The organism is Streptomyces malaysiensis subsp. samsunensis (genome assembly GCF_024519315.1).
Classification (GTDB): domain Bacteria; phylum Actinomycetota; class Actinomycetes; order Streptomycetales; family Streptomycetaceae; genus Streptomyces; species Streptomyces malaysiensis.
Map to the genome: position 1 here is coordinate 173,786 of NZ_JANIIC010000012.1, position 12,136 is coordinate 185,921.

The 12,136-nt window shown below is 71.7% G+C and carries 9 protein-coding genes; 1 reads left to right on the forward strand and 8 read right to left on the reverse strand.

Going from position 1 to position 12,136, the window contains the following annotated elements; genetic code table 11:
• Positions 1–109 precede the first annotated feature (109 nt).
• Both NQU54_RS13565 and NQU54_RS13570 read right to left on the reverse strand, forming a co-directional pair.
• The gene (locus tag NQU54_RS13565) at positions 110–658 is read right to left on the reverse strand and encodes a GNAT family N-acetyltransferase (RefSeq protein ID WP_257631280.1); all 549 of its coding nucleotides are present in this window, start codon (positions 656–658) and stop codon (positions 110–112) included.
• A 143-nt stretch (positions 659–801) separates the two neighbouring features.
• Positions 802–1,380: a TetR/AcrR family transcriptional regulator gene (locus tag NQU54_RS13570; protein ID WP_257631281.1), complete on the reverse strand. Its 579-nt coding sequence runs from the start codon at positions 1,378–1,380 to the stop codon at positions 802–804.
• A gap of 91 nt (positions 1,381–1,471) precedes the next feature.
• Between NQU54_RS13570 and NQU54_RS13575 the strand changes: the two genes are divergently transcribed.
• Positions 1,472–1,918, forward strand: a complete 447-nt coding sequence (locus tag NQU54_RS13575) for an anthrone oxygenase family protein (RefSeq protein WP_257631282.1) — start codon at positions 1,472–1,474, stop codon at positions 1,916–1,918.
• Positions 1,919–2,010: 92 nt separating this feature from the next.
• Here NQU54_RS13575 and NQU54_RS13580 read toward each other — a convergent pair whose 3' ends face one another.
• The 6 genes from NQU54_RS13580 to NQU54_RS13605 all read right to left on the reverse strand — a co-directional run.
• On the reverse strand, positions 2,011–3,267 hold the full coding sequence (locus NQU54_RS13580; protein ID WP_257631283.1) for an MFS transporter: 1,257 nt from the start codon (positions 3,265–3,267) through the stop codon (positions 2,011–2,013).
• Between the two features lie 29 nt (positions 3,268–3,296).
• Positions 3,297–3,629 (reverse strand): helix-turn-helix domain-containing protein, encoded by a 333-nt coding sequence (locus NQU54_RS13585; RefSeq protein WP_257631284.1) that lies wholly within the window; start codon positions 3,627–3,629, stop codon positions 3,297–3,299.
• 27 nt (positions 3,630–3,656) lie between these two features.
• Complete coding sequence (locus NQU54_RS13590; protein WP_257631285.1) at positions 3,657–5,978, reverse strand: cytochrome P450; 2,322 nt, start codon at positions 5,976–5,978, stop codon at positions 3,657–3,659.
• On the reverse strand, positions 5,971–6,579 hold the full coding sequence (locus NQU54_RS13595) for a hypothetical protein (protein ID WP_100804776.1): 609 nt from the start codon (positions 6,577–6,579) through the stop codon (positions 5,971–5,973). Before NQU54_RS13595 ends, NQU54_RS13590 begins: the two co-directional genes overlap by 8 nt.
• A complete protein-coding gene (locus NQU54_RS13600) occupies positions 6,576–8,117 on the reverse strand; it encodes an FAD-binding oxidoreductase (protein ID WP_257631286.1) in 1,542 nt (513 codons plus the stop codon). Before NQU54_RS13600 ends, NQU54_RS13595 begins: the two co-directional genes overlap by 4 nt.
• Positions 8,114–12,136 (reverse strand): SDR family oxidoreductase (locus tag NQU54_RS13605; RefSeq protein WP_257631287.1); only part of this gene is annotated, 4,023 nt, incomplete at its 5' end. The genes NQU54_RS13605 and NQU54_RS13600, both read right to left, overlap by 4 nt.

Here is a 12,136-nt window from a genome sequence, read left to right on the forward strand (position 1 = left end):
TGGCCCCTTCCACGGCAGGGTCCGCCCCGGCGGATACCCCACCACGCGGCCGACCCGACGGGCCCGCCCATGAACCACCGCGGCCTGGCCCGGTCAGGGGCCGCAGGGCTCATCCTCGTTTGACGCGGGGGGACCACACGCCCATCCACTGTTCGGCGCCCCACGCCTCGTACCGTCGCACCTCGGTGAACCCCAGCTTGGCCGCGAGGCGCATCGAGCGCTCATTGGCGGTCCGGGTGCAGAGCACCACCGGCTCGCCGGGAAGCGCGTCGGCGAACCAGCCGAGCGCCGCCGCGCACGCCTCGGCGGCGTACCCGCGTCCCCACGCCTGTGGCAGGAACAGGTAGCCGAGTTCGGCCTCCCCGGCATCCGGGCGGACATGGCTCCGACGCTCCGCGTCGCGCCGGTTGAGTTCGATGGTGCCGATCATCGCTCCGTCGAGTTCGACCACGAAAAGGCCGGGCCGCCTCTCGGGCGTCTCGGGCAGCACGCGCTCCACCTCATCGCGCGGTCGAGGGCCGCCTATGTAGGTGCCCACCTCCGGCGAGGCGAACAGCTCGATGAACGCCGCACGGTCCCGGGCCTCGGACTCGCGGAGCACGAGCCGCTCGGTCTTGATCGGGGCAGGTGGCCAGGCGACGGACGCGGGTTCAGCCATGGCGGGCAACCTATCGCACGCTCGCCAGGTACGGGGCCCGGCGATCCGCGGCCGCGCCGTGTGGGCGCGAGTGGCCGGAGGCGATGCCGTGGGCAGGCAGCGGGGTCCCAGGACCCCTGCTGCGTGGCCGCCAGGACGGTGTGTCAGACCACGACGAGCCGGTCCACCAGCAGCTCCACCCTGCGCTCGGTGTCCTCCGGCGGGAGCCGTCGCGCCCGGGTCAGGGTGGCCAGTCCGTGCAGGGCCGCCCAGAACGTCTCGGTGAACAGTGCCGGGTGGACGCCGTCCCCGGCGACCTCGCCGAGGTTCTCCAGCAGGGCGGCGAAGGCGTCCTTCAGCGGCTCGGGGGTGTCCTCGCGTGCGAACGCCAGGCCGCCGTCGAGCTGGAACATGGCGTCGTAGACCGCCGGGTTGCGTTCGGCGAAGTCGAGGTAGGCGCGGGCCAGGGCGGTGACCCGGACGCGGGGGCCGTCCGCGGCGGAGGTCACGGCCCGCAGCGCCGCGGCCATCTCGGCGGCGCCTTCGAGGGCGACGGCGCCGATGATCTCGCGCTTGCCGCGGAAATGGCTGTAGAGGACGGGCTGGCTGTACTCGATGCGCTCGGCGAGCTGGCGAGTGGTGACCGCGTCCCAGCCCTTCTGCTCGGCGAGTTCGCGGGCCGTTGCCACGATGAGCCGTTCGCGGCTCGCCCGTTCGCGCTCCTTGCGTTCCCGTACCGACATGATTCGATCCTAGCACCGCTAGACAATCAAGCGACAGCAGCATTAGCGTTGCCTCGGCAGCTAGCAACGCTAGATCCTTGGAGGGGTCATCATGCTCAACGCACTCGAGGTGTTCACCACCGTGGTCGTCGGCCTGATGGTGGGGGTGGAATTCTCCGTCGCCTTCGTCATCAACCGGATCCTCGACGCCCTCCCGGAGGACAGCGGCCAACTCGGCCGCGCCCACGGGGGCCGGATGCTCGGCGCCGTGATGCCGGTCTGGTACATCGGCTCACTCGTCCTCGTCGGCATCTGGGCTGTCGCCAGGTGGCACCACCACGGCACCGGCCTCGTCGTCACCGCCGGCGCGCTGCTGATCCTCAGCGTGATCATGTCGATCCTGCTGCTCGTCCCGATCAACAACCGGGGCAAGACGTGGACCCCCGAGAACCGGCCTGAGGACTGGAAGGAGCAGATGAACCGCTGGGACCGCTTCCACTACGCCCGCGTCGCCGTCATCATCGCCGCCTTCGCACTGCTGGTCTCCGCCCTCGCCTGAGCCCGCGGGCCGCCTGCGCCTCCTCCTCGACCGCACCCTGGCCAACAGCCGAGGCTCCGGCTCGGAGCGCACACCCGACGACAGCGCGCACGTCACGCGGCGGGGTCCGCGCTCTTATGGTCTCCGGCCGGCCCTTCGTCTGTCGGCACGGCGGCCAGGGCCGGGCCGGCCAGACCAGGTGCCAGGAGCAGGACGGCAGCACCGACGAGCCACGGGGCGCGCAGGCCGAAGTGGTCGACCAGCATGGCCCCCAGCACCGCGCCGATGGGGGCCGTGCCCGCCGACAACAGCCGGAAGACACTCATCACCCGCCCCTGGAAGTGTCGCGGGATGACGCTCTGGCGCAGTGAGAGGGTGACCACGGTCCACGTGGTGCCGCCGAATCCGACCAGGGCGAGCATCGCGGCCGTCACGACGACGTTCCCGGTCAAACCGATGGCCAGGCTCGCCACCGCGGGGACCCACAGCGACAGGAGCAGCAACGGGCGGTGGCGTAACCGGCGGCGAGCGGACCCGGCGGCCAGGCCCGCCGCCGCTCCGCCGGCCGCGGAGGCCCACATGAGCAGGCCGTATCCCACCTCGCCGGTGTGCAGGACCTCCACGGTGAAGAGCGCGAAGGTGGCGAAGCAGCCCGTGATGACGGTATTGATCACTCCCCCGACGGCGGCGAGCGACCGGCAGGCCGGGTCGGCGGCGAGCCACCGGAGGCCCTCACGGATCTCGCGCCGGAGCGTGGACGCCGCCCTGGCGACCTCGCCCGTCGCCCGGCCTCCCCTCGCCCGGCCTCCCCTGAGCGACAGGAGCACCAGGAAGGCGAGGGCGAAGGTGAGCGCGTCGAGCAGGAACGGCAGACCGGGCGAGACGACGAAGACCACTCCGGCCAGCGGGACGGCGATCAGCTGCCCGGTGACGATCTCGGCTCCGACCAGACGTCCGTTGGCGGTTGGCAGCGCGTCCGCGGGGACCAACTGGGGCAGCAGCGCGGTCGCCGCGTTCTCGGCGAAGGTCTGACAGCAGCCGAGGGCGAACGCCAGGGCGTAGACGGTCGGCAGCTGAAGACCACCCGCCGTCGCGGCCACGGCCAGCACGGCCGCCAGCAGGCACTGAAGAGCAGCGCTGACCGTCATCACCAGCCGTCGGTCCAGCCGGTCGACCAGGGCACCGGCGGGAAGAGAGACAAGCAGCCAGGGAAGGGCTTGCGCGACGGCCATGCCGGCGAACGCGGTGGGATCCGGGGCCACGCCGGCGATGAGCAGCGGTAAGGCGGTGAGGTGCAGACCGTCGCCCAGCCGTGAGACCGCCGTCGCGGCCACCAGCTTTCGGAACCCGCCCGGGTCGACGGTCCGCACGCTGTCGTCGGAACAGCGGGCCCGCCGCCTCACTCCGCCGGACCGAGCCCACCGCGCAGGGCGGGGTGGGCACCGCGCCCATCGAGCTCCTCGCGTGCGCGCCGCCATTCATCGAGCGCGTCCCGGACGAAGGCGCGCACGGCCGGCAGTCCGCCGTTGTCCTCGGCCCAGGCGTCAATGGCCCGCTGCTCGAACCGCCATTCGCCATCGACCAGCACGGCGGGCAGTGCGCGCAGCATGATCAGCCAGTAGATCTCCTCCGCCGACAGGTCCCAGTACTCCCGGAGACCGGCAAAGGGCATCAACCCGGCGGTGGCCTCCAGGAGTTGGCTGTGGCTCAGCTGGTGCCACGGTGTCGTCACGATGTGCTCCCTTCGGGTCCGTAGCGCTCAGCGGGTGCCCACGTGCAGGCCGTGGAAGAACGGCAGATCCGTGAAGCGCTCATATCCGCCGAAGCCCGCTTCACGGATCCAGGACTCGTACTCGGCCCAGCTGTACAGGCGACCCTGCCCCGAGGCGATGGTCAGGAAGTACGGTGCCGCCAGCATGGTCGTGGCCGGTCCGTCCTTGGCGTCGTTCTGCATCATGTTGAGTACGGCGACCTTCCCTCCCTCGGGCAGGCAGTCGTACGCCTTGCGCAGCAGCCCCACGCTCGTGTCCGGGGGGAAGATGTTGAGCAGGTGGGAGAAGAGCACCCCGTCGAGGTCCTCCGGGAAGGGGTCGGAGAACATGTCACCGCTGTGGGTACGGACACGGTCCCGCAAACCGGCCCGCGCGATGTTCTCCTCCGCCATCTTCGTCACGCTGGGGAGGTCGAACACCGTCACCGAGAGTCCGGGGTGGCTGCGGACCAGGGCGATGGCGTTGGTGCCGTCGCCGCCTCCGATGTCCGCCACGTGGTGTAACCCCCTGAGCGCCCCGCAGCTGCCCAGGGCCTCGTTGGCCAGCGAGGAGAGGCCGCTCATCGCGTCCTGGAAGACCGCCCGCAGATCCGGGTGGTCGGCCAGCCTCTCATAGAGCGTCTCCCCCGGACCCGGGAAGTGCCGCAGCCCGACGCTGCTGCCGCTGCGCAGGGCCGCGGTGAAGTCACGCATCCCCGGGTAGACGATGTGGTGCTGCCAGCCGAGCATCGGGACGAAGGAACCCGGTTTGCCGGGCACCAGGCGGGCTTCGGCGAGCGGTGCGTTCCGCAGGCGGCCGTCGTGGACCTCCACCAGACCGACCCCGCGCAGGGCTCCGAGCAGGACTTCCATCGGATCGGGCTCGATACCGAGGGCCTTGGCGGTCTCCTCGACAGGGGCGTCGGGGTGGGCGGACAGATGGCCGAACAGACCGAGTTCATGCCCGGCCCACAGCGCCTGGAACGCCACATGGCCCTGCATCAGCAGGCCGAGCCTGTCCTCGGTCAGTTCGGTGGTCGTCGTGGTGTGCATCTCGTGCGTCCTCTCATGGGGTGTGAAGGAGTCGGTGCCCGCTCGGCCCGGCCCGACGGATGTGTAGCGGATGGGCAGTCGGGCCGGCCCGCGCATGGCCAGCGTCGGACGGTAGGTGAGCCGGGCTTCCAGCCGTTCGGCCCCACGCACCCGCCGTGCGAACTCCCGCAGCGCGATCTCACCCTCGCTGCGTGCCAGGGCCGCACCGAGGCATGCGTGCAGGCCGAGCCCGAAGCCGAGGTGGCGGTTGTTCCGGCGGTCGAGGTCGAAGACGTCCGGGGAGTCGAAGCGCCTCGGGTCGCGGTTGGCGGCGGCCAGCAGCAGTACCAAGGTGGCCCCGCGTGGCACCACCCGCCCGGCGATCTCGATGTCGGACAGCGCCACCCGGGTGCGGAAGTGCAGTGGGGGATCGAACCGCAGCACCTCCTCCACCATGGCCTTGGCCGCCCCCGGCCGGTCGGCGACCCGCTGCCGCAACCCGGGGTCGCCGAGCAGAAGCAGCACACCGTTGGCGATCAGGTTGACGGTCGTCTCGTGACCGGCCACGAGCAACAGCGCGCAGATGGAGGCCACTTCCTCGGTATCGGCCGCGCCCTGGTCGGCCAGGGCGACGAGTTGCGAGATGACATCGCCGCTCGGAGCCGCGCGGCGGGCGGGAATCAGCTCGTGGAAGTAGTCCAGTATCGAGGCGCGGGCACGGGTCCCCTCCGCGCGGGCCGCGGCGTCGAGGTTGAACGCCTGGTCCATGTTCCGTGCCATCGCCCCCGACCAGCGGCCCAGCCGGGGAAAGTCCTCCTGCGGCAGACCGAGGAGTTCGCAGATGATGCGCACGGGCAGGGGAAACGCGAAGTCGGCGACGACATCCATGGACTCCCGCTCGCCGGCGGCATCGAGCAGCTCGGCCACAATCCGCTCGATACGCTCCGGCAACCCGGCGAAGGCGGGAATCAGGCAGGTGTGGGCCAGCCGGCGCAGCCGCGTATGTGCGGGCGGGTCCAGCAGCATGAAGGGGGCCTTCGCCAGCAGCGCGGCATCCTCGCCGCTGAGCTCGCCCCGGCCGCGCATCCGGTGGAACATGGTCGACCCGGTCTCGTCACTGCTGCACCGGGCGTCGCGCAGCAAGGCGTGGCATTCGGCGTAGCCGCTGACGAGGTGGACACCGGAGGGGTCCTCGACGACGGGCTCGCCACGGCGGTGCATCCGCTCGTACAGCGGGTAGGGGTGGGCGATCGAGGTGGGGGACATGAGGTCCCTCAACGACACGGCGGCGTCAGTCATGGTCGTCAGCTCCTGGTGTCGACGCCCGCACCGCCGGATCCAGGTGGTCCGCGAGCGCGGACGCGAGCACGTGGTAGAGGCGTGGCGGCGGATCGGTCATGTAGTAGTCGAAATCGCCCGGCTGCACCTGGTCGTAGGCCAACGACACCCCCGGCACCTGCCGCAGCAGCGCTCCGAAGCCCTCGAGGTGACGGGCGATGTCGGGCTTGGCCTCGAACAACAGGTGGGGTCGTCCGCGGGCGAGGGACCATCGGGCGGCCGCGTGCATGACCAGGGTCGCGCCGAACGGCACCGTGGAGATCCAGCGGGTGATCTGGGCCGAGGTGGCGGGCGTGTAGCCGGGTGCCACGTCCACGCCGTCACAGCCGTATACGCGGTGCAGTTCCGGGGGTGCGTCGGCGCGGCCGAGATCGACGCCCACGGTGGCCACGATCTCCCGGTCGCTCTCGGCGTACCACAGCGCTTCCGGTTCGCCGGGAGATGTGTTGTAGACACGCAGGTACTCGCCGCGGACGAAGTCCATCACCCGGGAGCGGTCGGCCGGTTCGGTGGCGAGGGCGACGGTCAGCGCGGGTCCGCCTCCGGAAGGGGCACGGCTCATGAGGGGGGACCTCCGATTCCATACCGTCGGGGTGCGATGACGCCTCGCGGATCCAGCGCCTTCTTGAGCAGATCCAGCGTCTCGGCCTTCCCTTGGTCGGCGTACCGGGTGCGGCAGGTGTCGATGGCGTTCTTCCGGTAGGGCCGTGCGCCGATGCCCTCCAGCGCCTCCACCAGGTGGCCGTAGCACTGGTGGGCGCGTGCCACATCGTCCTGGCGGTGTTTGTCGAAGGTGAGGCCGAGGACGCCCACGATGCGGTCCGGCGTGGCGAGGATGAAGCTGGCGGAGAAGGCGAAGCCATGCTCCCGGTAGACCGGTTCGGCGGCGCGAACCAGGTCGCGTACGGCCGCGCCGTCCGCGGCGACGGTGGGTGAGCACCAGATCAGTCCCAGACGCTCCCACCCCAGGTCACGGCTGATGTGGTCGAAGGCGGCGTCGGACGGTACGCCGCGCATGAGGTCATGGATGTCCTGATGGTTCTCCAGGAACTGACGCAGTGCGTCGGCCCGCGTGGTGAGGGCCCGGAGGGGGCCGAGCGGCAGCCGGGCGAGCCCGTCCAGCGTGTGGGCCAGCCGTCGGCGGCGGGAGAGCGAGGCGTCGGTGAAGTACTGGACCTGGCCGATGGTGCGCAGCGCCGCCGTGATCCGCCGGCGCTGAGCGGTGAGCTGCCGGCGGGAGCCGTAGAGGGCGCCGTACGCGCTCCACGCGGCGGGCGGGCGGTAGGCCGTGGCGTCGCGCGACTTGGCGGCCCCGATGGCCCGGAGCGGGTTGGAGATATGCGTCAGACACCCCAGCTGCCCGTGCACCTTGAGCCGTACCAGGGCGTCCACGAACCGCTCGAGGTGCTGGTCGTGCGGCACCTCGACGCGGATCGACGCGTATGCCTCCGGCATCGGGACCAGTTCGACGCGGGCGCAGGTGACGATGCCGAAGTTGGACTGCACGAACAGCCCGCTCAGATCGGGGCCGACGCCGGGAAAGGTACCGGTGCGCAGCAAGGTGCCGGTGCCCAGGACGACTTCCAGGTCGGACAAGGTGTTCCGGTGGTTCCCCCGCTCCGTGTAGCCGAGTCCGCCTTCCAGCGCGTTTCCCAGGATGCTGGCACCGGTGGCCGCACCGGTCATGTCGGCGAAGAAGGGCGCGCCGAGCTCCTCAAGGCGTGTCGCCAGGCCGAGTTGGGTCACACCGGGCTCGACCTCGGCATAGCCGTGGTCGATGTCGACGGACCGGACGCGGGACAGCCGGCTCAGGTCGACGAGCAGTTGTCCGTCGCCGGAGGGCAGGCGGGTGCCGTTGCCCACGTTCATCCCGCGGCTGATGGGGTACAGCGGCTGGCGGTGCGCGTTGGCCGCGTGTACCACCTCCTGGACCTCGGCGACGCTTCCGGGCCGGACGATGCCGACCATGGTCCGCTTCATGCCGAGCGTGTTGTCCAGACCGGCCTCGATCTCGTCGGGGGCGGTGGTGAGGTGCTCCTCCCCCACGATGCGGGCGAGGCGCTGGAAGAGGTCGGTTTCCGTATCGGTCGATGACGTCATTGGTTCGTCCCCTCGTTGCTGCTCCGCGCCGGGAGGCCGCACAGATACGCGGTGAGCCGCCCGACGGTGGGGTGGTCGTAGATGAGGGTGACCGGCAGCGGCACGCCGAGGGTGTCGCTGAGCCGACCGCGCAGTTCCATGCCCAGCAGCGAGTCGATGCCCAGGTCCGCGAGCGCGGTGTCGTCGTCCTCGTTTCCCCCGGCCGGTGCGGGCCGTACGGCGTCGGTGGCGGATGAGCCCATCAGCTCCGCCAGGTGCTCACCCAGCATGTGCCGGATGAAGGGCCGCCGCTCGGTGGCGGGGATCGTGCTCCACTCGGTGCTCTCCTGCCGGGGCCCGGCCGTCAGGTCACGGGCTCGCGGCAGTCGCAGCGCCGCGGTCGCCGCGTCCCAGTCCACGCGGCCTACGGCGCTGTGGGCCCGCTCGCCGAGGAGCAGTGCCTCGAAGGCGGCCAGGCTCTCTCCGGTGCCACCTGCGGTCAGTCCGATGCGCCGCAGCTGGTCCCGTACCGGCGCGGACAGCCTGGCGGCCATGCCCACGTCCCACGGTCCCCAGGCGATACTGGTCCCGGGCAGCCCTTGTGACCTTCGCAACTGGGCGAGGCCGTCCAGGAAGCCATTGGCCACGGCATAGTTGGCCTGCCCGACCGTCCCCAGAAGCGCGGCCAGCGACGAGAAGCAGACGAAGAACTCCAGCGGATCGTCCCGGGTCGCCAGGTGCAGATTCCACGCACCGTCGGCCTTGGGGGCGAGGACGGCGGCGAAGCGCTGCCAGGTGAGCCGCTCGATCCCATCGTCGTCGAGCACACCCGCCGCGTGCACCACACCGCGCAGCGGTGGCCCCTCGTCGCGCAGCTTGACCAGCAGCTCCCGGCACGCGTCGGGGTCCGAGACGTCGCAGGCGTAGGCGCGGACGCGCTTGTCCTCGGCGAGCGCCGCGCTCCCGTCCCCTTCGTGGCCGGGGCCGCTCCGGCCCACAAGCGCGACGCGCCCCGCTCCCCTGGCCAGCAGCGTCTCGGCGGTGAGCCTCCCGATGGCGCCGAACCCGCCGGTCACGAGGTAGGTGCCGTCGGGTGACAGGCGTGCCGCGGCGGGATCCGTCGGCTCCGGCGCCACGGCGATCCGGGTGGCGTACGCGACGCCGGCGCGGACCACCACCTCGTCGTCCGGCCGGTCCAGGAGCAACTCCCGCACCAGCGCGTCGAGGTCACCGTCGTCGGCGATGTCGAAGCGCCTGCATCCGAGTTCCGGGCGTTCGTTGGCCACGACACGTCCCAGGGCCCACAGGGAAGCCGCCTCCGGGCGTACGGCGTCCTCCGGCCGGTGTGCGAGCGCCTGACGGGTGAGCAACGCCAGCCGGTGGCCCTCTGCCGACCCGGTAAGGCGGTGAACGGCCTCGACGACGTCCCGCACCGTGTCATGGCGCCCGCGGCCGGGTTCCGGACCGGGAACCCCGGCGTCCAGGCACACCACGTCCCAGGAGCCGTGCGGCAGGGACGTGGGCAGCGCGGGCTCCACCCGGCAGTCCTGGCCTCGGGAGCGCAGCAGATCCGCCAGCCGGCCGGCCCGCTCCGGCTCGCCGCCCACCAGCAGCCAGCGGCGCGCGGCGGCCGATGGCTCGGCCTGGTCGAGACGGCGGAAACCGGTGTGGTACGTCCGCAGGAGTGGCTCAGCGGGCCGTCCGGCTCCGGCGGGCGAACGCTCCCCGGCGTCCCGCCCGCCCAGGAGCGTGGCCGCGGGAGCGGGCCTGAGACAGACCCCCTCCAGCCGCAGAACGGGAGCGCCACCGGCCCGCCGGAGGGTGATGTCGCCACGTCCGTCGGACGCTCCGGCCGGGCCGTGGTGTGCGACCGCGTGTGCCCACAGCTCGCCGCCCGGTACGTCGTAGGACACCACCCGCTCCACCGCCACCGGCACCATGGCCTGGCCGGGTTCCGCCGCTCCGAACGCTTCCGGCAGGGCGAACACCAGAAGCTGGAGGAGCGAGTCCAGCAGGCCGGGGTGGCAGCGGTAGTCGGCCAGGTGATCGGCCGGTTCATCGGGCCGGATCAGCGCCAGGGCCTCACCGGGTGCGCGCCAGACCCGCCGGATCCACCGGAAGTCCCGGCCGTAGGTCAGGGCGTGCTGCGCGAACCGGGTGTAGAAGGAGGAGTCGTCGACCACCTCCGGACAGCGGTTCCGGATCTCCTGTGACGGGTCGGCGAAGTCCGCCGCCGGGCCCGCGGCTCGCAACCGGCACCGGGCGTGCAGTGTCCAGTCCTCGGCCTCCCGTCCGGTGGTGCCGCGGGCGTCGCTGCTCGCGACCCGGACCGACCATGCCCGCTCGTGGTCGGGGTCCGGTGTGACCACGGTGTGGGTGCGCCGCAGGTCCCCCTCCCTCAGGGACATCGCCTGTGTGAATTCCACTCGTTCGGCGGCCACGGGGCCGGTGTGCAGGATGCGTACACCGGCGGCGAGAGCGCGGGCGATGTGGACCGCGCCCGGCACCACGACGGTGTCGTAGACCAGGTGGCCGGCCAGCAGAGCCGGTGCGGTGGCGCTGTGTTCGACCGCGAAGACGGTGGTGCCGGTGAGCGGAGACGGGCCGCCCGTGCCCACCAGGGCGTCGTCTCCGGCCGACTCCCCCGCCCCATGGCCGTTCGCCGGAGCGACCGGTGCCGGCCGGGGGATCCAGTGCCGTCGGCGTTCATACGGATAGCCGGGCAGGGACACCTTGGAGGGCCGCCGCTCGCGGTGTACGGCCTCCCAGTCGAGGGGCAGTCCATGGGTGTGCAAGGCGGCCGCGCTCATGAGCAGCTGACGGGGGGCCTGATGTTTCGGATGGAGCGAGGGAAGCCAGCACTTCACCGACGCCCCTGGCAGACACCCCCTGGTGAGCTGGAGCAGCGTGGGCGCCGGTCCTATCTCCGCCAGGTGGTCGACGTCGGCGAGGTGCTGGGCGCCCTGTCGGTACCGCACCGTGCCGCGGGCATGGCGTGACCAGTAGTCGCCGCTCATCTCGGCCGCGGTGCGGATTTCCCCGCCCGTGAGATTGGAGATCAGAGGGATCCTGGGCGTTCGGTGGGTGACGGTGCGGGCCGCCTCGGTCAGCTCGTCCAGGATCGGGTCGAGCAGTGCGGAGTGAAAGGCGTGGGACACCTTCAGCGACAGACACCGCACGCCCTGGGCACGGAGCGCCTGAATCGTCTCCTCCACCGCCGGCCGATGGCCGGAGATCACGGTGTGCGACGGGCCGTTGTCCGCCGCGACGCACACCATCCCCGCCTCCGCGTGGGCCATGGCCTCGGCCACGGTGTCGGGATCGGCGAAGACGGAGGCCATGGTGCCGCCCTCGGGCAGTGTCTGCATGAGCCTCGCACGCTCGGCGAGCAGGCCGAGGGCTTCGGGCAGGGAGAGGACACCCGCGGTATGGGCGGCCGCGAACTCGCCGACGCTGTGTCCGATGACGATGTCCGGGCGCACTCCCCAGGATTCCCACAGCCGCACCAGCGCGTATTGCAGGGTGAAGAGCGCGGGCTGGGTGTACTGCGTCCGGTCGAGCACCTCCCCCCGGGCGGGATCGAGGAGGGTGGGCAGCAGGGGCCGGGGCAGCGAATCGTCGAGGATCCGGGCGCAGGTGTCCATCGCCTCGCGGGCCACGTCGTAGCGCTCGTACAGCTCCCGGCCCATCCCCGCGTACTGGGAGCCCTGCCCGGTGAAGAGGAAGGCCACTCGGCCCGGCTCCCCCGTGGCCTCACCAGTGATGAGCTGGGCGTGCCGGGTGCCGCGCGTGGCGCTGCCGAGTGCCTCCCGGACCGCTTCGACGGTCTCGCCGAGCACCGCGAGGCGGTGCGGCAGATGGGCGCGGCCGACACCGGAGGTGTAGGCGATGTCGGCGAGGGAGTCTTCGGTCGACTCCAGGTGGGAGGCGTACCGGGCGGCCAGGCTCCGCAGACCTTCGGGGCTTTTCGCCGAGACCAGCAGGACGTTCGGCCCGGAGGTGTCCGCGGCCGGTTCCGGGGTGGGGTGAGGTCGGGGCGA